Genomic DNA, 20,757 nt, shown 5'->3' with positions numbered 1-20,757 from the left:
CGCCCCTCTGACGTTCAGCGCCCGAGGGGGCGCGTCAGCGCGCCCACTTGGTCACCGTGATGCGGGTGCCTTGGCCGACCGCGGTTTCGATGTCGAACTCGTCCACCAGGCGCCGGGAACCGCTCAACCCGAGCCCCATCCCACCGCCGGTGGTGTAGCCGTCGGTAAGGGCGAGGCCGAGGTCCACGATGCCGGGACCCTGATCACTGAACACTATTCGTACACCCCGCCGTCGCCCGTTGTCGACGATGGTCACCTCGGCCGTGCCGCCACCACCGTAGACCAATGTGTTGCGGGCCAATTCGCTGGCTGCCGTGACGAGTTTCGTCTGGTCCACCAGGGAAAGCTTGACCTTCACCGCGACCGTGCGGGTGAGCTGCCGGACGCGGACCACGTCCTCGTCGGCGGAGATGGCGAGCGTCTCGCCGGCATCTGCGGCGCCGGCGAAGCCGATGGTCACGACGTCACCGCCGTCCCGTCCTCGGCGGACCCCTCCTCGTCGTCCCCGAGGTCGAGAAACTCCTCCTCGCGCGCACGGGCAAGCAGTTCCATACCGCGCTCCACGTTCAGCGCGGTGCGGATGCCGTTCAGAGACAGGCCCAGCTCGACAAGCGTGATCGCCACGGCCGGGCGCATGCCGACCACCACGGTTTCGGCGTCAAGCACCTTGGAGATCGCGGCGATCGTGGAGAGCATCCGGCCGACGAACGAGTCGACGATGTCAAGCGCGGTGATGTCGATGATCACACCGTGCACGCCTGTCGTCACGATCCGGTCGGAGAGGTCCTCCTGCAGCTGAATCGCGATCTGGTCCTCCATGTCGACCTGGATCGACACCAGCAGGAAATCCCCGATCTTGAGGACCGGAACCCGGTCCATCACTGCTCCCGGCGGGCGCTGCCGCGGCGGGCCAGGTCGGCCGAGCCGCTGCGGCGCAGGGCGTGGCGCAGCGCGTCGGCAAGCGTCGCCTTGGTCGCGATGTCGCCGAACTCGATGCCGAGCGCCACGATCGTCTGGGCGATCTGCGGCCGGATGCCGGAGATGATGCACTCCGCACCCATCAGGCGGGCCGCCACCACGGTCTTGAGCACGTGCTGAGCGACCTGCGTGTCCACGGCCGGGACGCCGGTGATGTCGATGATCGCGTACGGCGAGCCGGTGTCCACCAGGGTCTGCAGCAGGCGCTCCATCACCACCTGGGCGCGGGCCGAGTCGAGCGTGCCGACCAGGGGGACCGCGACCACGCCGTCCCACAGCTTGACCACCGGGGTGGCCAGCTCGAGCAGCTGCTCGGCCTGGTCCGCGATGACCTCCTCGCGCGCCTGCGCGTACGCGGCGAAGGTGAAGAGACCCAGGTCGTCGACGAAAGAGCCGAAGCCGATGAAGTCCCGCAACGCCTCGGTGTCCGCGTTGTACACGTCAGTAGCGGTGCCGAACGCATCCTTCAGCGCGAAGACGCTGATCGACGTCTCGGTGGAGGTGAACCCCTGCAGCGCGCGGGCGCGGGACAACTCGGCGAGCAACGCGCGAATCTCGGCGCCGTCGCCGGCCTGCAGATCCACCGAGCCACCCGCGAGGGCGTCGCGGAGCGCCCGGAACAGCTCCCGGACCTGTCGGTCAAGCTCGCCCTGGCTGAGACGTCCGCGCAGGGTGGTGGCCACCTGGCTCACCCACAGCTCGGAGATCTTGTCCTGATGCGCGTCGAGCAGCGCGACGAGCCGACCCGCCGACTCCGTGCTGAGCGCCACGTTCGCCTCCATGTGCCGGGCCCCTGGTCTGTCACCTGGGGATCACCGCGTTGACCGACCGGTGGGACACTATCACCGGAGCATCGACCATTAGTTGCGTGACGCCAAGTATTTGGCATCGGCCTCGCACTGCAAGCACGCCGTCGGTGGAGTAGCGTTTCGCCCATAACAGGAGGTCGGGTAAATGTCCTTGACGGTTGACACCGAACAGCGCGATGACGTGGTCGTCGTGTCGGTCGCTGGTGAGCTCGACATGGCCACCGCGCCGCAGCTGCAGGATCAGATCACCGACCTGTTGGAGAAGGGCCGCACCCGGCTCGTCTTCAACCTGGCCGAGGTCTCGTTCTGCGACTCGACCGGCCTCTCCGTCTTCGTCCGGGCCAAGAACAGCACTGACGACAGCGGCGGCCTGGTCCGGCTCGCGGCGCCGCAGCGTGGCGTGCTGCGGATCCTCGAGGTGAGCGGGCTCGTCGAGGTGCTGCAGACGTTCCCGACGGTCGACGAGGCCGTGGACGGCGCCCCGGCGTCAGCCTAGTTCGACGCCGCCGCCCGCAGACGGTGATTCTCCGCAAACGACCTCGTCGCTTGCGGAGAATCGGTGTCCACCGGGCGGCCTCGCGACGTCGGGCCGGCGGTGCGGGGCGCCGGCCGGAACCTCCCCGGCGGTCCTACTTCTCGGTGATCGCGGTCGCGGTCACCGAGTTGTCGTCTGCGACGGCGCCGTCGACAGTGACGGTGTCACCCTCGGCGAGGTCGCTGAGGGTGCCGTCCGTGGCGACCTTGACAGTGGTGCCGTCGGACGTCTTGACCGTGATGGTCCGGCCGTCCGAGGTCACGATGTAGATCGTGGTGCCGTTCACAAGCTTGACGGTGCCCTCGGTGGCACTGCCGCCGCTGGGCTGGGCCTGCGCGGTGGCCGGCACCCCGCCGGCGCCCTGCATGCCGCGGCCGCCGCCTTCGAAGCCGCCCTGCATGCCGCCGGGGAAGCCCGTTGCCGAGGTGGCAGTGCTGCCCCACCGCTGCTGGATCTGGACTCCGGCCATCACACCGCCCGCGACCAGAAGCACACCGGCCAGGTAGATGGTCCATCTGTTCCAGTAGCGCTGCGGTGCGGCGGCGGCCAGCTCCGCAGCCAGGCCGCTGGTGTCGGCGGGAACCTTTGCAAGCACTGCCGTGTCGCCGCTGTCGGCCGTACCCCGGTGCTTCGATCTTCTGAAGGCCATCTCTGAGTTCCTCATTCGTAGCGGAGTGCGTCGATCGGGCGGAGGCTCGCGGCCCGGCTCGCGGGGTAGCCGCCGAAGAACAGGCCGATCGCCACCGAGACGCCGAGCGCCAGGAAGACCGAGCTCGGCACGATGACCGGCTGGACGCCGACGATCTCGAACCGGGCGCCGATCACCGCGATCAACACGCCCAGGCCGCCGCCGGTCAGGCTGAGGATCGTGGCCTCGGCGAGGAACTGGGTCAGGATCACCCGGCGGGGTGCGCCGAGCGCCTTGCGGATGCCGATCTCCCGGGTCCGCTCGGTGACCGTGACAAGCATGATGTTCGTGATGCCGATGCCGCCGACAAGCAGCGAGATGGCTGCCACCGCGCCGAGCAGCACGGTGAACGTGTCCGCGGTCTCGGTCTGCGTCTCCAGCAGCTGCGAGGCGTTCTGGATCCGGTACGGCGCGGTGCCGCCGTCGGAGACCTTCAGCCGCTGGTCCAGGATCGTGCCGATCTCGTTCTGCGCCGCGGTGACCCGGTCAGCAGCGGTCGCCTCTACCACGATCGAGCTGAGCGAGCCGTACCCGGCGAGCGTCTGCTGCACGGCGGTGAGCGGCGCGATGGCCAGATCGTTTGAATCCTGGACGCCCGACGAGGATTTCTCGGCAAGCACGCCGACCACCGTGAACAGCGCGCCGCCGACCGTGACCTGCTTCCCCACCGGGTCGACACGCTCGAACAGCTCCTCCGCCACGGTCTGCCCGATCACCGTCACCCGGCGGGCCTGGCTCACATCCGCGTCAGTGAAGGCCGAACCACTGCTCAGCTGGTACGACTGCGCGCCGAGATAACTCGTGCCGGTGCCGATGAACTGCCCGACCTCGTGGTCGGTGCCGTCGTAGGTGAACGTGCCGGACGCGCTGACCACCGGCGAGACCGACTTCACGTCCGGCGCCAGCGTCTCGTCACGCAGCGCCTCCGCGATCTCGGTGGTAAGCCCGGTGTTCGTGGTGCCGCCGCGGTTCGTGCTCATCACCGTGATCGTGTTCGTGCCGAGCGCGGAGATCTGGCTCGTGATCGCCTGCGCGGAGCCGTTACCGACCGCGACCAGCAGGATCACGGCCGCGACGCCGATCAGGATGCCGAGCATGGTGAGCGCGGAGCGGAGCTTGTTCGCGCTCACACCCTTCACCGCGAATGTGAGGATCTCCCAGGTGCTCATCGCTTGTTTCTCTCGTCGGAGCGGACCCGGCCGTCGAAGAGGCGGATCAGGCGCTTGGCCCGCGCACCCACCTCGGCCTCGTGCGTGATCAGGACGATCGTGCGGCCCTGCGCGTTCAGGTCGGCGAAGATCTTCAGCACGTCCTCTGTGGAACGGCTGTCCAGGTTTCCGGTCGGCTCGTCCGCGAGCAGCAACGCCGGCTCGGTGACCAGCGCGCGGGCCACCGCCACCCGCTGCTGCTGACCGCCGGAGAGCTGGTTCGGCTCGTGGCCCGCCCGGTCCGCCAGGCCCACCATGTCAAGCGACGCCAGCGCCCGTTTCCGCCGCTCGGCCGATTTGACGCCGGCGTAGGCGAGCGGCAGTTCCACGTTCGCAAGCGCTGTGGTACGCGGGATCAGGTTGAACGACTGGAAGATGAAGCCGATCAGGCGGTTCCGGACCAGCGCGAGCTGCTTGTCGGAGAGCCGGCTGACGTCCACACCGTCAAGCAGGTAGCGGCCGGTGGACGGGATGTCCAGGCAGCCCAGGATGTTCATCAGCGTGGACTTGCCGGAGCCGGACGAACCCATGATCGCCACGTAGTCGCCGCGGTCCACGGTGAGCGAGACGCCGGCCAGCGCGTGCACGGTGGCCTCGCCCTCGCCGTACACCTTGCGGAGTTCCTGCACCTCAAGCACGGGCTTGGTCACGGTCGCGGTCCCCTCGGACCAGCGGAAGGTCGCGGCGGTCGTCATCGGCCGCCGCCCCGGGTTCCGCCGCCTGTGAAGCCGCCACCGCCGGGGCCTCCGCCGCCGGTCAGACCGCCCGTGCCGCCGCCCGGGAAGCCGCCCTGCCCGCCGCTGCTGCTGCTCTCCTCGATCGTGTAGAGCACCTGGTCGCCGACGGCCAGACCCGAGGTGATCTCGGTCATCGTGTCGCCCTCGAGGCCGATCTCCACGGCCGTGGACACCTGCTGGCCGTCGACCACAGTGGTGACCGTGTGCCCCCGCCCGCTGGACGTGACCGCGGCCGAGTTCACCATCACCACGTTCTCCGCGGTGCCGGTGGTGACCGAGACCGACACGGTCTGGCCGGACTTCGCCCCGGCCGGAAACTCGTCGAGCGTGAGCGTGGCGCCGTAGGTGACCGACGCGCCGCTACCGCTGCCGCCGCCGGTGCTGGAGCTGGACGAATTCGGGTCGATCGAGGCGACCTTCGCGGTGGCGGTGGTGCCGGTCAGCGCGTTCCAGGTGACGGTCGCGGTCTGGCCCTCCTCAAGCTTGGTGGCGTCCGCCTCCGCGAACGCGGCGGTGACCTGCAGTGTGCTCAGGTCCGCGATCTCGGCGAACGCGCTGGAACTGGAGCTTGAACTGCCGCCGCTCTGCCCACCCTGAGCTGCTCCGGACGAGCCGCTGGACGAGGACGAACCGCTCGCCGTACCCCCGACGCTGCCGTTGATCGTGATGACGGTGCCGTCCATGGTCGCGGTGAGCGTGGCGCCGGCCACCGCGTCCTCCGCCTCCTCGACCGCCAACTCGGCCTGGGTCACCTGCGTCTCCGCGGAGGCCGTGTCGCCGTCCTCCTCCTCGGCCCGGGACAGCGCGTCCTGCGCGGCCGAGAGATCCGCCTTCGCGGCCGTCAGGTCCCGGTTCGCCGCGGTCGGATCGATCTTCGCGAGCACCTGGCCCTTCTTGACCGCGTCGCCGACCTTGACGTTGATCTCGGTGACGGTGCCGGACGTGCCGAAGCTCGCACTCGCCGTGATCGCGCTAGATACGGTCCCGTCCGCGCTGACCGTCGACGTCACGGTGCCCTGCTGCACGGTGAGCGTCCGCGTCGTGCCGGTGTTCGTGCTCGCCTCGCTGCGCGCGGGCGTGGCGAAGGAGAGATAGGCCCACACGCCGACACCGACGATTGCCAGGCCGAGGCCGATATTGACAATCAAGGAGGGGCGCCGGGCGAAGAAGGGTCGTCGCACAGACATGCGCGTAGCGTCGCCGCCCCCACTCGAAACAGCCCCATGACAACCTCGGAGCCGACTGAGAAGCGCTTCCCCCTGTTGATCGGGAGCGGATGCGACACTGGCCGGGTCCCGCTGCCACGGGGAAAGGCGACATCCATGACCGCAGCCGTGCTGGACCACGACGGCCCCTGGACCGAACACGACTATTTCGCGCTTGGCGAGAGCCCGTCGCGCGTCGAATTGATCGATGGGAGTTTGTTGGTGAGCCCGTCCGCCAGCAAAAAGCACCAGATAATCTCGCGACGGCTCGCCAATCTGCTGGAACCGCCCGCCGAGGCCACAGGTCTGCTGGTCATCGAGGCGATCAACGTGCGGTTGCGGCCGGGCCGCATCGTGATCCCGGACATCGTCGTGGCGGACACGGACGAGGAGGGTGGCACGGTCGAGGCCGGCGAGGTGCGGATGCTCGTTGAAATCGTTTCGCCGAGCAACGCCGCTACCGACCGTGTCATCAAGATTCAGCTCTACGCGGCCGCGGGCATCCCCACGTACCTTCTGGTGGAACCCGAATCGAAGAGCATGCGGTTGCTACGACTGGACGGTGATCATTACGTGGAGCACGCGCTGACCACCGACTCACTTGAGATGACCGACCCGGTCGCCGTCACGCTTCGTATGGGCGATCTCCTCAACCGATAGCCAAACCTCAATATGTGCCGGTGGGGTGTGGCAAACTCGACCGGTGAGCGCCGTGACGGCCGTGCCGGAAGGCGCGCTCCGGGACGACTACGAGCGTCCGGCGGGGCGCGTGCCGGTGCTCACTGGGCGCGCGATACCGCGAGGGCATCGACGGCCGTCGGACAGTCCGGTGCGGCAGGCGGCGGCCGGGTGGGCCGTGTTCTTCGGGCTCGCCGGGCTCGGCTACCGGCTGGCACTGGTGCGGGGCGAGGTGCCGCCGGGCGACGGTGCCGAGGCGGCCGCGGGGCTGGCCGCGTTGCGCATCGCCCAGGGGGCTGAGCTGCCGCTCTTCCTGGACAGCGCGCGGTTCATGGGCTCGCTTCAGGCATTCCTCGCCGCGCCGTTCGTGCGGGTGCTCGGCACCGGGTGGTGGTCGGTACGGCTGCCCGCGCTGCTCTGCTTCGCCGGCTTCCTGCTGGTGGCGTACATGCTGCTCCGCCGCCTCTACACGCCCTGGTTCGCGGCGCTGTCGGTCGGGCTGTTCGCGCTCGGCTCGGACCGGGTGATCCGCGATGAGGTGACCGGCGCCGGGGCGTACCCGGAAATGCTCTTCGCGGTTGCCCTTCTCACGCTCCTCACCGTGCGCCTGGCCGGAGGCGAGCTGCGACTGCCCGGGATCGGCCTGTTCGGCTGGGGCGTGCTGGCCGGCCTGATGGTCTGGACGCACCTGTGGGTGCTGCCGTTCGTCGGCGCCGCGGCCGTGATGCTGCTGCTCAGCTTCAGGCGCGCGCTCGTCTGGCTGCTCGTCGCGGCCGGCACGCTGATCGGGGTCATCCCGCTGATCGCCTACGCGGTGCTGGGCTCGCCGCGCAATCCGCTCCAGCTGATCGTGCTGGCCAGCGGCAACCTGATCGAGACGCCGCTGACGGACCGCGCGGCCGGCACCCTGTTCACCGCGATCCCGATCAGCACCGGCCTGTGCGCGCCCGGCGAGTGCGTACCGTGGCAGGCGTGGTGGGGCCCGGTCTACCTGGCGCTGCTGCTGATCGCGTTGATCGCCGCGATCCGCGGGCTTGGCAACGCACCGGCCGGCGCGGTCCCCCGGCAGGCCGGCCGCCTGGTCCTGGTCGTCGGCGCCGCCGTCACACTCACCGGTTTCCTTGTCACCGGCGGCTCCGCGCTCATCCCGGAGATCAGCGCGAAGAACCTGCACTACACGCTGATCGCGCTGCCCGCGGTGCTCTGGCCGCTATGGCGCGCGGCCGCCCACCTGTGGGGACGCCGGGCACGCACAGTTCCCGCCGCGGTCGCGGGGCTGGCCGGCTCCGGGGTGCTTGCCGCGGTGCTTGCGCTCTCGGTCGCCGCCACCGCCACGCTCATCCTCAACGGCCCCGGGCTGGCCGCGTCGGCCGACGACGACCGCGAGCTGGTGGCCGCGCTCGACCGGGTCGGCGCCACCCGCATCTACTCCGACCGCGACACGTGCGACCGGGTCACGTTCATCACCGGCGAGCGCGTCATCTGCGCGGTCATCGACGCCCGCCTCAACCAGCGCGGCGACCGTTTCCCCACCTACGGGGCGGTCGTCCGCGCGGCCCCGAACCCGGCCTACGTGCTGCTCGCGGGCTCCGATGTGGACACGGCCTTCGCCGCGTACGTCGCGGACACCCTCCGTATCTTCGACATCACCCCGGCCGGCGGCTACCTGATCTACCAGGAAGATGTCTAGTCGGCGGGGAGCAGGACGCGGAAGGTGGCGCCGTGGCCGGGGGAGGTGACAAGTTCGACGCGGCCGCCGTGGCTCTGGACGATTGCGGCGACGATGGAGAGGCCGAGGCCGGAGCCGCCCGCGTGGGACTTGCCGCGGGCGCGGCTGGACTCGACCCGGTAGAGGCGTTCGAAGACGCGTTCCGCGTGTTCGCGGGGGATGCCGGGGCCGGTGTCGCTTACCTCGAGGACGGCGAAGGCGGACTTGCCGGTGGGCGGTACGGCGTGCTGGCGGCGCGACGGGAGTGACGGCGGCAGCGCGGTCGCCGAGGTCAGGCGGCCGACGCGGATGGTGATCCGGGCGTCGGGGGGCGTGTGGACCAGCGCGTTGTTGACCAGGTTGGTGGCGACCTGGCGGAGGCGGTGTTCGTCGCCGAGCACTGTGACCGGCTCGAAGTCGCCGTCGTCCGGGCCGAACGCGGACAGCCGCACCGGGCGGTCCGGGACCCGGGCGTGCGCGTCGCGGATGGTGTCGGCCGCGATCTGCAGCACGTCCACAGGTTTGCGCTGGAGCGGGCGCTGCTCGTCGAGCTTGGCGAGCAGCAGCAGGTCCTCGACGAGCAGACCCATCCGGGCCGACTCGGACTCGATGCGGCTCATCGTCTCGTCGAGCGCCGGGCCCGGGGGTGAGCCGCCGCGCCGGTACAGCTCCGCGAAGCCGCGGATCGAGGTCAGCGGCGTGCGCAACTCGTGGCCGGCGTCCGCGACGAACTGACGGAGCCGAGCCTCGGAGGCGGTACGCGCCTGCACCTCCGACTCGATCCGGGCCAGCATGGAGTTGAGCGCGATCCCGAGCCTGCCCGGTTCGGTGTGCGGGTCGGCGTCGTCGGCGCGGTGGGACAGGTCGCCGGTGCTGATCCGGGTGGCCATCGCCTCCATCCGGGTGAGCGGGTGTAGTCCGAGCCGGACCACGACCGCGGCGACCAGGCCGAGCAGGAGCAGCACCACCAGCTCGACCGCGAGGTTGATCAGCAGTAGGCCGTCAGCGGTCTGGTCGATGTCCTCAAGCGACGCGGCCTTCAGCACCAGCGGGCGGCTGCCGTCCGCGGCCTGGTACATCTTCGACTCCTGCACCGTGAACCGCCAGGAGCTGCCGTCGGACAGGTGCGCCGTGACGGGGGCGGGCTGACCGGCCTGCGCGACCACGTCGGCGGCGTCGAACTGCGCCGCGCCGGCCTCCCGGTCCGTGCAGAGCAGTGTGCCGTCCGGCCTGTAGACGTTGAAGATCTGCTCGGGTCCGGCAAACCCGGGCCAGCCGTTGCCCTGCCTCGGCGGCCCGCCGGACATGCCGGAACCGAACGGCTCGTCGGTGTCCGAGGGCGTGTTGCAGACCCGCTCGATGGAGAGCGGGTCCTCGCCGCGGGCGAGCCGGCCGTCCAGCTGGTCCGTCATGTAGCTGCGCAGCAGCCAGACGCCCACGAAGTTCGCGAGCAGGAGCGCCACGGCCGTCAGCGATGCGATCACCAGCACCAGCCGGGACCGCAGCGTCCAGTGCCGCCACCGGCGAAGGCGCCAGAGGCTTGATGAACCGTCTTCAACCTGGCTGACACGTTCACGCCGCGCACGAGTCGACGGATCGGGTGTTCCCGGGCCGGGGCCAGGCTGAGAAGAGTTCACTCGTCCGCGCCCCGCGGCAGCCGGAGCGCGTAGCCCACGCCGCGGACCGTGTGGATCAGCGGCGGCTCCCAACGGTCGATCTTCTTGCGCAGGTAGTAGACGTAGGACTCGACGATCCGGCCGTCGCCGCCGAAGTCGTAGCTCCACACCCGGTCGAGGATCTGCGCCTTGCTGACCACCCGGCCGGCGTTGACAAGCAGGTAGCGGAGCAGGTTGAACTCGGTCGGGGACAGCTCGACGAGCTTGCCGCCGCGGCGGACCTCGTGCGCGTCCTCGTTCAGCTCAAGGTCGGCGTACCGGAGCATGCCGTTGTCCTCGGCCTCGTCGGAGTCGCCACGGCTGCGGCGCAGGATCGCCCGGATCCGCAGCACGACCTCTTCCAGGCTGAACGGCTTGGTGACGTAGTCGTCCGCGCCGACAGTGAGGCCGGAGATGCGGTCCTCGACCGCGTCGCGCGCGGTCAGGAACAGCACCGGGACCGGGCGGTTCCCGGCGCGGAGGCGCTGCGCGACCTGGAAGCCGTCCAGGTCGGGCAGCATCACGTCGAGGACGACCAGGTCCGGCTCGAACTCGGTGGCGGCGGTGAGCGCCTCGTGGCCGCCGTTCGCCACCCGCACGTCGAAGTTGATCAGGCGCAATGTGGCCGACAGCAACGCGCAGATGTTCGGCTCGTCGTCGACCACGAGCACCTTGGTCGTCCGTGCTTCCGGTTGCCGCACCGTGTTGCCTCCTGCCGTCAAAGCCCGATTGTCCGCTTGTGCACGGCAGCTCACCGCGAGATCGGGGTTACCGGGACACCGGCTCCCACTTGTATCCAAGCCGCCTCGGAGGCAGGTCGGAGAAAACTGAAAAAAACCTTAAGAGCACAGGTCATCGGGGGTACGGATGTCAGCCGGCAACCACTGTCTCGCCGGCCGCGACGCCAGAGGTGATCTCCGCGTAGGCGTCACCGACCAGGCCGACCCGCACCGTCCGCTGCTCGTCCACGCCGTTCACCCGCACGGTGACCACGCCGGCGCGGTCCGTATCGCCGGCCACTGTGGTCACGTCCCGGACCGCAGAGGCGGGCACCCGGAGCACGCCGGCGGCCGCGGACACGGTGACCGTGGCCTGCGCGTTCTGGCCGACGAGCAGGTCCTCGGGCACGGTGTCGAACGAGATCAGCGCGCCGTAGGTGACCATGCTGTCGGTGGCGGTACCGACCGGGTCGACCTGGGTGACAGTGGCCGCGAACGTCTCACCGGGCCGGTCGGCGAGCGTGACGGACGCGATCTGACCGACCTCGAGACGGCCCGCGTCCGCCTCCGGGAACGCCGCCTGAACCTCCATGCCGCCGATGTCCCCGAGCGAGAGGAACGTGCTGCCGGCGCTGGCGTTCGTGCCCACGCCGCCGGCCACGGAGAGGATCTTCCCGCCGATCGGGGCCTTGATCACGGCGCCGGCCAGCGCGTCCTCGGCCTCGTCAAGCGCGACCTGCGCACTGGTGACCTTGGTCTGCGCGTTGTAGACGGCGTCGCCGCTGCCACCCGACCGGGTGCTGCCGCCGCCGGTGGTGCCGCCAACGCTTGTGCCGGTGCCGGTGGTACTGCCGCTGCTTGTGCCGGTGCCGCAGGTGCCGCCACTGCTTGTGCCGCCGTTTGTTCCACCGCCGTTGGAGCCGCCCGTCGAGCCGCCACCGTTCGTGCCGCCGCCGTTCGAGCCGCCGCCGTTCGAGCCGCCGCCGTTCGTGCCGCCGCCGGAGGATGGGGCGGAGCCGGAGGACCGGGACGGCGTGGGGTCCGCCGACGCCGACGCGGACGCGGACGGCGTCGCGGACGCGGACGGCGACGGCGAGGCGGACGGGGACTCGGTCGGCGAAGCAGTCACCGGCACCGTCACGTAAACCGTGACCGTCTCGGTCACCGTGACCGTGACAGCCGGGACCGGGTCACCGCCGGCCGGCGTGGTCGTCGAGGGCGAGGGGGACGGCGTCGGCGTGGTCGGCGTGGTCGGCGTGGTCCCGGTCGTGGCGAAGGAGTAGACCGCTCCGCCGCCGGTCGACGACACACAGCTGGTGCCGGTGGACGATGAGGACGAGGACGCCGTGGAGAGCGCCTCCTGGGCCGCCGCCAACTCCTCCGCGGCCTTGTCCACCTTCTCCTGGGCATCCGCCGGGTCGACCTCCGCCAGCACATCCCCGGCCTTCACCACGTCACCGGTCCGCACGTTGACCGCGGTGACCGTACTTGACGTGCCGAAGCTGAGGCTTCGCGTCGACGCCGGCGCCAGCGTGCCGGTCGCGGCGACCGCAAGCGTCACGTCCCCGGTCTCCACCGCCACAAGCGACGTCTTCGCGGTGGACTCCTCGTCGCGCGCGGTGAGCGCATAGGCGGTGGACGCGCCCGCCACCACGACCGCGGCGGCCACGCCGACCGCGACCCGCATCCGTCGACCCCGCAGCACCACGCTCACACCCCATCCGGTCGTTGCCCGACCGGCGAAGTCTCACCGCCGCGCCTCCCAGCCGACTCGGTCCCCGCTGGGAACGACCTCAGAGCCGGGAGCGGCCCTGCGACAGGCCCTTCGAGCTGCCGAGGCGTGGTTACGCCCTGTCCGCGAGCAGGGGCGCCTTTATCATGAGATTTCGGGCGCAGCGTCATGAGATTTCGGGCGCAGCGCGGGCGCAGGCCAAGTGGGCGCAGGCCAAGTGGGCGCAGGCCAAGTGGGCGCAGGCCAAGTGGGCGCCTCACGACAGGCCTAGGCGACGCCCCGCTCGTCCTCGATGAAGCGCGGGGCCGCGATTGCCATGCCTACGATTGCCTGGAGCAGGGCGATCCCGGTCAGGAACAGCATCGGGACGACCCAGCCGCCGGTCAGCCCGTAGAAGTAGCCGACGAGCAGTGGGCCGAGCGCGGCGAACAGGTAGCCGACGCTCTGGGCGAACGCGGAGAGCGCGACAGTGCCCTCGGCCGTGCGGGCGCGCAGGCCGAGCACGGTCAGCGCCAGCGGGAAGGAGCTCTGGCCGATCGAGAGCACGACCACCCAGAGGTACGCCCCGGCGTGCGGCGCGAGCATCATGCCGAGGTACGACACGATCATGAGGCTGGACAGCGCCAGGATCAGCCCGTGCAGGTTCTTCAGGCGGGCCGCGAGTGACGGCATGATCAGACCCATCGGCACGCCGACCACTGACAGCACGCCGAGTAGCACCCCGGCGTTCTCAGGTGTGTATCCGGCGTCGCGGAACAGCGTGGGCAGCCAGCCCATCGCGGCGTATCCGCTGAGCGACTGCGTGCCGAAGAAGATCGCCATGGCCCAGCCGAGCCGGGTCACCTGCGGTCGTACCCTCGCGGCCGCCGTTGCTCCTGGAAGGCGCGTCGTGCGGGACCGGCGCAGCGCGGCCGGCAGCCACAGCGGGATCGCGACGAGCGCGAGGATCGCCCAGGCGCCCAACCCGGCACGCCAGGAGCCGAACGCGTGCGCGATCGGCACGGTCGCGGCCGCACCGATCGTGGCGCCGATCGACATGGAGACCGAGTAGGCGCCGGTGACCAGGCCGGTCCGCTGCGGGAAGTTCTGCTTGACGAGCATCGGCATCAGCACGTTGCCGATCGCGATGCCGGAGAGCGCGAGTGCGCTGGTGAGCACGAAGACGGCGGCGGAGTCGGTGGCGACGCGCAGCGCCTGGCCGGCCACCAGCGCGGTCATCGCGGCGACAAGCACGCGCGGCGCGGAGAAGCGGCGGACCAGCACCGGCGTGAACGCGCCGAAGAACGCGAACGCGATTGTCGGCATGGTGGTGACCACGCCGGCCATCAGGCCGGAGAGGTGCAGGCCCTCGCGGACCTCGGTGAGCAGCGAGCCGACACTTGTGATCGAGACGCGCAGGTTGAGCGCGACCAGCAGCATGGCGGCGAGAACGAGGAGGGTGCCGTGGGCACGCCGACCCGCGGGGGCGACGGGGGCGGCGGGTTCCAGCACCATGGGGGAGGTCGACACGTGCCCATCCTAAATTCATGGGATGAATTTGGGCAGGCTTTCGGAGGAGTGTGTAAGGAATGACATATCGGCTGGTCGAGCGGGTCATCGAGGAGCTGCGCGGCAAAGTCACGTCCGGCGAGTGGCCGGTCGGCGGGCGCATCCCCACCGAGCCGCAGCTGGTCGAGGCGCTCGGCGTCGGCCGCAACACGATCCGCGAGGCGGTCAAGGCGCTTGTCCACGCGGGCGTGCTGGAGAGCCGGCAGGGCTCCGGGACCTACGTGCTGTCAAGCGACGAGCTGGCCGGCGCGGTCGGGCGGCGGATGGCGGACGCGGAGCTCGCCGAGGTGGTCGAGGTGCGGCGCGCGTTCGAAGTGGAGGCGGCCCGGCTCGCCGCGGCGCGCCGCACGCCCGCGGACGTGGCCGCATTAGAGCGCGCACTGGCCCGGCGGGAGGCGGCCTGGGCGGCGGGGCGCCTGCACGAGTTCGTCGAGGCGGACGTCGCACTGCACACCGCGATCCTGGCCGCCGCGCACAACGGCATGCTGGCCGAGCTGTACGGCTCGTTCCGCAACGCGATGGCCGCCACGGTGGCACAGTCATTCCGGGACGACGGGATGACCGCGGAGAGCTATGTCGACCATGGCCGGCTGGTCGCGGCCATCCGTGCGGGGGATGCCGAAGTCGCCGCGAAGGAGGCGGGGGCGTACCTCGAATAGCCGTCCGGCGATCTGGGCAATACGGTGTGGATCCCCACCCCTTCACTGCTTCGGAGTACCGAGTGCGATCCATGATCCAGGGTTTCAAAGACTTCATCATGCGCGGCAACGTGATCGAACTGGCGGTCGGCGTCGTGATCGGCACCGCCTTCACGACGCTTGTCACGTCGTTCACCAAGTCGTTCCTCGAGCCGCTGATCAAGTGGGTCACCGGCGGCCAGGGCGATCTGGCGGGCTCCTGGTCGCCGGCCGACGGCGTGGACTTCACCTACGCCGCGTTCATCAACTCGGTGATCACGTTTGTCCTCACCGCCGCGGTCGTCTACTTCTTGATCGTCTTCCCGATGAACAAGCTGGCCGAGCGCCGCAAGCGCGGTGTGGAGCCGGAGCCGAAGGCGCCGAGCGACGAGGTCCGCCTGCTCACCGAGATCCGCGACGCGCTGATCAACGGCAACGGCGACCCCGAGCGCCGGGCCGCAATCGACGAGGCGATCCGCCGCGAGCACTTCCCGCCTCAGTCGCGCTAAGAGGCTTCGACAAGATCACACCAGCCTTCCGGCAAGACCACACCCTATCGAACATATGTTCGATAGGGTGTGCTGCTATGGAACAACGAAAGCACCTGTGGAACGGCAAGTGGGGACGGATCGCCCGCAAGGACGTCTTCCTCCGGGTCGACGGGGACACCTGGCACGTCGAGGCGCGCGCGGGCGGCGCCGAGGGAGTGTCACAGTTCTCCGAGTACGACAGCGAGGACGCGGCGCTGGAGACCGTCCGGGCGCTGCTCACCGGGCCCGGCGCCTGGCGTGAGCTGTCCACAAGCGGCTGAGCCCCGCGATCGGCCTCCGCACGGTGGGCCAGAATTGGCAGCGATGCGCGCGCTGATCGTCGACAACCACGACTCGTACACGTACAACCTCTTCCAGCTCGTCGCCGGCGTCACCGGCGATGAGCCGGACGTGGTCCGCAACGACGAACCCCTCCCCGACCTGGGCGGATACGACTGGGCGATCATCTCGCCCGGCCCCGGACACCCGGGGCGCGACGCGGACTTCGGCACCTCCGCCCGCCTGCTGGCCCGCCGCGACCTGCCCGTACTCGGCGTCTGCCTCGGCCACCAGGGCATCGCGCTCGCCGCCGGCGCCACGGTCACCCACGCGCCGCAGCCCCGGCACGGCCACCTCACCCGCGTCCGGCACGCCGGCACCGATCTCTTCGCCGGGCTGCCGCAGGACTTCGTCGCGGTCCGCTACCACTCGCTGGCCGTGCCGGAACCGCTGCCGCCGCGCCTGATCGCGACCGCCTGGGCCGAGGACGGCGTGGTCATGGGCCTGCGGCACGCCACCCGGCCGTGGTGGGGCGTGCAGTTCCACCCGGAGTCGGTCGCGTCCGCGCACGGCGAGGAGATCATCCACAACTTCCTTCAGCTCAACGGCCTGCTCCGGCCGCGCCGGACCGCGGTGCCGCCGGCCGCGCCCGCACCGTCGTCGCACGATCATCAAAAGCTCGCCACGGTACGGGTGGAGCACTCCCCCGATCCGGAGGAGCTCTTCGCCCGGTTGTGCGGTGACCAGGTGCCCGCGTTCTGGCTGGACAGCAGCATGGTCGCGGACGGCCTGTCCCGCTTCTCCTTCCTCGGCACGTCCGGCGAGACGCTCTCCTACCGGGCCGGCGACGGCGAGGTCCGGGTGACGACGCGGGCGGCCGAGCACGTCGAGCCGGGGTCGATCTTCGACGTGTTGCGGGCGCGGATCGCCGGTGCGCCCGCGCCGGACCGGAGCGGGCTGCCGTTCGATTTTGTTGGCGGCTATATCGGTTATTTCGGGTATGAAGCAAAGGGAGAGGGACGCGCCGCGCGTACCCCCGATGCTTTGTGGGTTTTTGTGGACAGATTCGTCGTCCTCGACCATGTGGAGGGCTGCGCCTGGGCGGTCGCGCTGCGGTCGGCGGAGGATGCGGACGCATGGACTGCGGCGACGGCGGCGTTGATCTCAGCGATTCCGGCCGCGACGAAGCGGGTGATGTCACAAGCGACCCCGGTGGACCCGGCACCGCTGCTCGGCAAGAGCCGCGAACGGTACATGGCGGACGTCTCGGCCGCGCAGGAACGGCTGCGGGACGGCGAGAGCTACGAGATCTGCCTGACCGACCGGCTCACCATGCCCGATCCGGACGCCTCCGACCTGGACCTCTACCGGCTGTTGCGGCGCGCGAACCCGGCGCCCTACGCGGCGCTGCTGCGGCTCGGCGAGGTGAGCGTGCTCAGTTCGTCGCCGGAGCGCTTCCTCCGGGTGCTTCCGGACCGCACGGCGGAGAGCAGGCCGATCAAGGGCACCGCGCCGCGCGCCGACGACCCGGTCCGCGACGAGGAGCTGCGCGCCGGGCTCGCCGAGGAGGCGAAGACCCGCGCCGAGAACCTGATGATCGTCGACCTGGTCCGCAACGACCTCGGGCAGGTGTGCGAGGTCGGGTCCGTGCGGGTGCCCGCGTTCATGGCGACCGAGTCGTACGCGACAGTCCACCAGCTTGTCTCCACGGTGTGCGGGCGGCTCCGGGACTCCGTGACCGCTGTCGACGCGGTCCGCGCCTGCTTCCCGGGCGGCTCGATGACCGGTGCGCCGAAGGAGCGCACCATGCGGATCATCGACGAGCTGGAGGGCGGGCCGCGCGGCGTCTACTCCGGCGCGCTCGGCTACCTCAGCCTGGACGGCACGGCCGACCTCAGCATCGTGATCCGGACCGCGGTCCGGCACGACGGCACGCTCACCATCGGTGCCGGCGGCGCGATCGTGCTCGACTCCGATCCCGCCGCCGAGTACGCGGAGATGCTGCTCAAGGCCGCCACCCCGCTGACCGCGCTCAGCCCAGGCTCTTCACCTGGAACATCTTGAGCACGCCCTTGTCGTTGATCAGCGCACCGAGCGTGCCGTCGAACGCGGCCTTGCTCGGGAATCCGTCGCCGATCGACACGCTCTTGGTGAGCTTGCCGGTCGCGATGTCCCAGACCTGCACCACGGAGCCGCCCGTGCCGCCGTAGTTGGTGGCGAACGCGCGCCCGTTCCGGGTCATCTGCACCGTGGCCTTGTCCAGGACCGCGATCTCCTTGCCGTCCAGCCCGAGCAGCTTCCCCTCACCGACCGTGTCGAACGTCTGGTCGCCCCAGAGGAGCGCGGTCGGCGTGGCGTACCACTTCTCGTCCTGGGAGAACTCGCTCTTCACGGTCCACGCCTCCTTGCCGGTGGTGGTATCGACCGCGACAGTCCGGTAGTTGTCGTGCGAGCTGTCCACAGCGATGCACACCCGGTGGTCGCCACACGGCTTGATCTGCTCGATCGTCTCGCCGGCCTCAAGCGCCAGCCGCCACTTCTCCTTGAAGTCGCTCAGCCCGAACGCGGCCACCGTGGGCTGAGCAGAGGCCTGTGAGTTGAGCAGCCCGACCACCTGGTTGTCGTACGCGGTCCAGAACTCGTCCTCGATCCGCCCCACGTCCGGATCGGACTGGCCCTTGGTGCTGCCGTCCTTCATGTTGACCACCTGGATCCGCTGGTCGTCGGTGATCTGCACCATCGACTCCGGCGACGCGCTGAGCGAGTCGTAGTGCCGGTACTCGACCGGAGGCAGCGTGCCCGCACCCTGTGCCGGGCCGCCCTCGCCGACCCAGGTACGCACCGGCTCGGCCCGATGCGAGTCGATCAGCACCGAGTCCTTGATGTTGTTGCGCTTCCAGATCTCCCGGCCGGTCTTGAGGTCGACCCGGTAGAGCTTGTAATCCTCGAAGTAGCCGGTGTACTCCACCACCGCCTCCGAGCCGAAGAACGCGATGTCCCGGCTCGGCCCGCGCTTCGCGTTCCACAGCACCTTGCCGTCGGAGCGCTGCAGCACCGCGCGGGCGTCCTCGCCGTCGTGCGTGATTGCGGACTGCGCGTCAAGCAGCAGCAGCTCGTCGAGCACGATGAAGAAGACCTCGGTGCCGGCGATCTTCACGGCCGACGTCCAGATCGGCTTGTTGTCGGCCGCGTTGATCGCTGTCACCTCGGTGGTCTGCCCGGCGACCCGCGCGTAGTAGACAACGGTGCCGGCGGCCGCGACCGCACTGGCCCCGCCGCCGAGCGAGATCGGCTCACCGACCTGCACCAACTCGCCGTTGACCTTGCCGCTGCTGCCGCTGCCGTCACCGCCGTTGAGCGTGTCACCCAGGTTGAAGCCACCGTCGGCGCTGTTCTGCTCGAGGTCCCTCCACATCCCGCGGATCGTGTTGACGCCGTAGTTGCCGCAGACCGCAACGGCGGCGACAAGCGCGGCAACTGTGAGCATGGCGGCGACGCGGCGGCGGGTCCGCTTCTTGATGTCCACCGGGGCCGCGGGTGGCGGCTGCCACGGTGCCTGACCGGGGGGTATCCGGCCGGGCGCACCGGGATAGGGCGCCGGGCCGGGGTTCTGCCCCGGACCGGCCGGCGGTGAGACCGGCGCGCCCGAGACCGGCAGCCCGGACACCGGCAGCCCTGACACGGGTAGGCCGGATACCGGTACGCCGGACATCGGCAGGCCCGACACCGGTGCGCCGGACGCCGGCGCGGCGCCCGGCGGGTAGCCCGGCTCGTATCCGGCCGGCGACGACGTCGGCATCGCCGGAAATGGGGTGGGCGCGATCGGGCCGAGTCGCTCGTTCGCAAGCGCGCCGTAGGCGACCGGCAGCTCCGGCTGCTCCGGCACGGACGGGACGACGCCCAGGCGCGCGTGCAGCCGGCTCGCCACAAGCGGGATCCGGCTCGACCCGCCGACCAGCAGCACGCCGCTGAGCTGTGTGGACACGATGCCGGACCGTTCCAGCACGCGGCGCGTCTCGTCCACCGCGCGGGCGACCAGCGGGCCGGCGACCCGCTCCACCTCGTCGCGCGTCAGGTGGACCGGCTCCTCCCAGCCGGGCACCCGGACCGGCGCGCTTGTCAGCCGGGACAGCATCTCCTTGGCCGCGCGCACCTCGCCCCAGAACGCCTGCCGGTCGCGTCGCTCCGCCGCGGTCGAGGGCGCGGTCAGCCGCTGCCACGCGGACGCGTCCCGCGCCGCGATCAGATGTCCCAGGTGCCCGACAAGCGCCTCGTCCACGTCCAGGCCGCCGAGGTCGTCGAGGCCACCGGTAGCGGCGACCCGCCAGCCACCCGGCTCACGGCGCACCACCGTCACGTCGAGCGTGCCGCCGCCGAAGTCGAAGACCGCGACCGCGCCGCCGGCCGGGACCGTCTGGCCGACCACCTGTGTGCAGTACGTCGCGGCGGCCACCGGCTCGTCGAGCAGCCGGACCTCACCCAGCCCGGCACGCCGCGCCGCGTCCGCAAGCACCGCACGCCGGGGCGCGCCCCAGTCGGCCGGGCAGGTCAGCACCGCACCCGCCGGGTCCACGCCCGCGGTGCGCGCCTCCTCGGCGACCCGGACCAGGATCGCGCGCAGCAGCTCGGCGACGCCCGCCTCGGAGGAGCCGAGCAGGACGGAGCCCTCGTCCACCCGTCGTTTCGGGTGGGGCTCGAACCGCTCGGGCTCGCCCGCGCCGAGCCGTGCCGCGTCCCGCCCGGTGTGCACCACGCCGTCCGCCGACAGGAACACCCCCGACGGCAGGATCGGTGACCCGTCGAAAAGGAGCGCGCGAGGTGGCTGCCCCGCCCGCTCGACCACCGCCACCGTGTGCGTGGTCCCCAGGTCAACGGCGAGCCGCGCCGATCCGGTCACTGCTATCTCTCCCCACCGGGCGATTGCCACTCCCGGAGCCGGATGCTACCTACCGGCTGCGACATCCCTCGACACGCGGACGTCCGATTGACCACGTCCGAACGGCCTGTTTGATTCGCACGCGCCAATACAGCGCAACAAACCGATATTTCCGGCGAATTACCTCTTTTGCCG

The 20,757-nt window shown here is 70.5% G+C and carries 19 protein-coding genes; 7 read left to right on the top strand and 12 right to left on the bottom strand.

What is annotated here, in order from left to right:
* Positions 1-34: 34 nt before the first annotated feature.
* Genes ACIA8K_RS07405 through ACIA8K_RS07395 form a run of 3 tightly spaced genes read right to left on the bottom strand, consistent with a single transcriptional unit; the run spans position 35 to position 1,748 of the window.
* A complete protein-coding gene (locus ACIA8K_RS07405) occupies positions 35-454 on the bottom strand; it encodes an ATP-binding protein (RefSeq protein WP_396056694.1) in 420 nt (139 codons plus the stop codon).
* A 2-nt stretch (positions 455-456) separates the two neighbouring features.
* The gene (locus ACIA8K_RS07400) at positions 457-879 is read right to left on the bottom strand and encodes an STAS domain-containing protein (RefSeq protein ID WP_396056009.1); all 423 of its coding nucleotides are present in this window, start codon (positions 877-879) and stop codon (positions 457-459) included.
* Positions 879-1,748: an STAS domain-containing protein gene (locus tag ACIA8K_RS07395; RefSeq protein ID WP_396056007.1), complete on the bottom strand. Its 870-nt coding sequence runs from the start codon at positions 1,746-1,748 to the stop codon at positions 879-881. The genes ACIA8K_RS07400 and ACIA8K_RS07395 overlap by 1 nt, the downstream gene beginning before the upstream one ends.
* 184 nt (positions 1,749-1,932) lie before the next feature.
* Here ACIA8K_RS07395 and ACIA8K_RS07390 point away from each other — a divergent pair, with 184 nt between their 5' ends.
* A complete protein-coding gene (locus tag ACIA8K_RS07390) occupies positions 1,933-2,283 on the top strand; it encodes an anti-sigma factor antagonist (RefSeq protein ID WP_396056006.1) in 351 nt (116 codons plus the stop codon).
* A 133-nt stretch (positions 2,284-2,416) separates the two neighbouring features.
* Here ACIA8K_RS07390 and ACIA8K_RS07385 read toward each other — a convergent pair whose 3' ends face one another.
* From ACIA8K_RS07385 to ACIA8K_RS07370, 4 genes are read right to left on the bottom strand one after another with little or no spacing between them, the layout of a single operon-like run.
* Positions 2,417-2,971 (bottom strand): hypothetical protein, encoded by a 555-nt coding sequence (locus tag ACIA8K_RS07385; RefSeq protein ID WP_396056004.1) that lies wholly within the window; start codon positions 2,969-2,971, stop codon positions 2,417-2,419.
* 11 nt (positions 2,972-2,982) lie between these two features.
* Positions 2,983-4,179 carry an ABC transporter permease gene (locus tag ACIA8K_RS07380; RefSeq protein ID WP_396056002.1) on the bottom strand — a complete coding sequence of 399 codons (1,197 nt, stop codon included), beginning with the start codon at positions 4,177-4,179 and terminating at the stop codon, positions 2,983-2,985.
* Positions 4,176-4,913 carry an ABC transporter ATP-binding protein gene (locus ACIA8K_RS07375; RefSeq protein ID WP_396056000.1) on the bottom strand — a complete coding sequence of 246 codons (738 nt, stop codon included), beginning with the start codon at positions 4,911-4,913 and terminating at the stop codon, positions 4,176-4,178. Before ACIA8K_RS07375 ends, ACIA8K_RS07380 begins: the two co-directional genes overlap by 4 nt.
* A complete protein-coding gene (locus tag ACIA8K_RS07370) occupies positions 4,910-6,142 on the bottom strand; it encodes an efflux RND transporter periplasmic adaptor subunit (protein WP_396055998.1) in 1,233 nt (410 codons plus the stop codon). Before ACIA8K_RS07370 ends, ACIA8K_RS07375 begins: the two co-directional genes overlap by 4 nt.
* 135 nt (positions 6,143-6,277) lie before the next feature.
* Here ACIA8K_RS07370 and ACIA8K_RS07365 point away from each other — a divergent pair, with 135 nt between their 5' ends.
* Both ACIA8K_RS07365 and ACIA8K_RS07360 read left to right on the top strand, forming a co-directional pair.
* Complete coding sequence (locus ACIA8K_RS07365; RefSeq protein ID WP_396055996.1) at positions 6,278-6,820, top strand: Uma2 family endonuclease; 543 nt, start codon at positions 6,278-6,280, stop codon at positions 6,818-6,820.
* Positions 6,821-6,863: 43 nt separating this feature from the next.
* A complete protein-coding gene (locus ACIA8K_RS07360; protein ID WP_396055994.1) occupies positions 6,864-8,528 on the top strand; it encodes an ArnT family glycosyltransferase in 1,665 nt (554 codons plus the stop codon).
* Here the strand turns inward: ACIA8K_RS07360 and ACIA8K_RS07355 are convergent.
* The 4 genes from ACIA8K_RS07355 to ACIA8K_RS07340 all read right to left on the bottom strand — a co-directional run bounded on the left by ACIA8K_RS07355 (position 8,525) and on the right by ACIA8K_RS07340 (position 14,146).
* On the bottom strand, positions 8,525-10,030 hold the full coding sequence (locus ACIA8K_RS07355) for a sensor histidine kinase (protein ID WP_396055992.1): 1,506 nt from the start codon (positions 10,028-10,030) through the stop codon (positions 8,525-8,527). The two genes, ACIA8K_RS07360 and ACIA8K_RS07355, sit on opposite strands and share 4 nt — an antisense overlap.
* A 149-nt stretch (positions 10,031-10,179) precedes the next feature.
* Positions 10,180-10,902 (bottom strand): response regulator transcription factor, encoded by a 723-nt coding sequence (locus ACIA8K_RS07350; RefSeq protein WP_396055991.1) that lies wholly within the window; start codon positions 10,900-10,902, stop codon positions 10,180-10,182.
* 169 nt (positions 10,903-11,071) lie between these two features.
* Complete coding sequence (locus ACIA8K_RS07345; RefSeq protein ID WP_396055989.1) at positions 11,072-12,628, bottom strand: HlyD family efflux transporter periplasmic adaptor subunit; 1,557 nt, start codon at positions 12,626-12,628, stop codon at positions 11,072-11,074.
* A 291-nt stretch (positions 12,629-12,919) separates the two neighbouring features.
* Entirely contained in the window at positions 12,920-14,146 is a 1,227-nt protein-coding gene (locus tag ACIA8K_RS07340; protein ID WP_396056692.1) for a CynX/NimT family MFS transporter, read from the bottom strand.
* A gap of 74 nt (positions 14,147-14,220) precedes the next feature.
* Between ACIA8K_RS07340 and ACIA8K_RS07335 the strand changes: the two genes are divergently transcribed.
* From ACIA8K_RS07335 to pabB, 4 genes are all read left to right on the top strand, one after another.
* Entirely contained in the window at positions 14,221-14,859 is a 639-nt protein-coding gene (locus tag ACIA8K_RS07335; RefSeq protein ID WP_396055987.1) for a FadR/GntR family transcriptional regulator, read from the top strand.
* 71 nt (positions 14,860-14,930) lie between these two features.
* Positions 14,931-15,386: a large conductance mechanosensitive channel protein MscL gene (mscL, locus tag ACIA8K_RS07330; protein WP_396055985.1), complete on the top strand. Its 456-nt coding sequence runs from the start codon at positions 14,931-14,933 to the stop codon at positions 15,384-15,386.
* Between the two features lie 77 nt (positions 15,387-15,463).
* The gene (locus ACIA8K_RS07325) at positions 15,464-15,688 is read left to right on the top strand and encodes a hypothetical protein (protein WP_396055983.1); all 225 of its coding nucleotides are present in this window, start codon (positions 15,464-15,466) and stop codon (positions 15,686-15,688) included.
* 43 nt (positions 15,689-15,731) lie between these two features.
* Positions 15,732-17,750, top strand: a complete 2,019-nt coding sequence (gene pabB, locus ACIA8K_RS07320) for an aminodeoxychorismate synthase component I (protein WP_396055981.1) — start codon at positions 15,732-15,734, stop codon at positions 17,748-17,750.
* On the opposite strand, the gene ACIA8K_RS07315 is transcribed toward pabB, so the two are convergent.
* On the bottom strand, positions 17,719-20,583 hold the full coding sequence (locus ACIA8K_RS07315; protein WP_396055979.1) for an Hsp70 family protein: 2,865 nt from the start codon (positions 20,581-20,583) through the stop codon (positions 17,719-17,721). The genes pabB and ACIA8K_RS07315 overlap by 32 nt on opposite strands.
* Between the last annotated feature and the right edge of the window lie 174 nt (positions 20,584-20,757).

This window comes from Catenuloplanes sp. NPDC051500, from assembly GCF_044454585.1.
In the GTDB taxonomy this organism is placed as follows: Bacteria; Actinomycetota; Actinomycetes; order Mycobacteriales; family Micromonosporaceae; genus Catenuloplanes.
The sequence above is the reverse complement of the archived record's forward strand: the minus strand, read 5'-3'. Positions and strand labels throughout refer to the sequence as shown.

Excerpts from the sequence above, each read along its gene's own strand:
- ACIA8K_RS07375 (WP_396056000.1), bottom strand. The coding sequence starts at position 4,913 with ATGACGACCGCCGCGACCTTCCGCTGGTCCGAGGGGACCGCGACCGTG.
- pabB (WP_396055981.1), top strand. The coding sequence starts at position 15,732 with ATGCGCGCGCTGATCGTCGACAACCACGACTCGTACACGTACAACCTC.
- ACIA8K_RS07325 (WP_396055983.1), top strand. The coding sequence starts at position 15,464 with ATGGAACAACGAAAGCACCTGTGGAACGGCAAGTGGGGACGGATCGCC.
- ACIA8K_RS07340 (WP_396056692.1), bottom strand. The coding sequence starts at position 14,146 with ATGGTGCTGGAACCCGCCGCCCCCGTCGCCCCCGCGGGTCGGCGTGCC.
- ACIA8K_RS07390 (WP_396056006.1), top strand. The coding sequence starts at position 1,933 with ATGTCCTTGACGGTTGACACCGAACAGCGCGATGACGTGGTCGTCGTG.
- mscL (WP_396055985.1), top strand. The coding sequence starts at position 14,931 with ATGATCCAGGGTTTCAAAGACTTCATCATGCGCGGCAACGTGATCGAA.
- ACIA8K_RS07365 (WP_396055996.1), top strand. The coding sequence starts at position 6,278 with ATGACCGCAGCCGTGCTGGACCACGACGGCCCCTGGACCGAACACGAC.
- ACIA8K_RS07370 (WP_396055998.1), bottom strand. The coding sequence starts at position 6,142 with ATGTCTGTGCGACGACCCTTCTTCGCCCGGCGCCCCTCCTTGATTGTC.
- ACIA8K_RS07380 (WP_396056002.1), bottom strand. The coding sequence starts at position 4,179 with ATGAGCACCTGGGAGATCCTCACATTCGCGGTGAAGGGTGTGAGCGCG.
- ACIA8K_RS07385 (WP_396056004.1), bottom strand. The coding sequence starts at position 2,971 with ATGGCCTTCAGAAGATCGAAGCACCGGGGTACGGCCGACAGCGGCGAC.
- ACIA8K_RS07400 (WP_396056009.1), bottom strand. The coding sequence starts at position 879 with ATGGACCGGGTTCCGGTCCTCAAGATCGGGGATTTCCTGCTGGTGTCG.
- ACIA8K_RS07335 (WP_396055987.1), top strand. The coding sequence starts at position 14,221 with ATGACATATCGGCTGGTCGAGCGGGTCATCGAGGAGCTGCGCGGCAAA.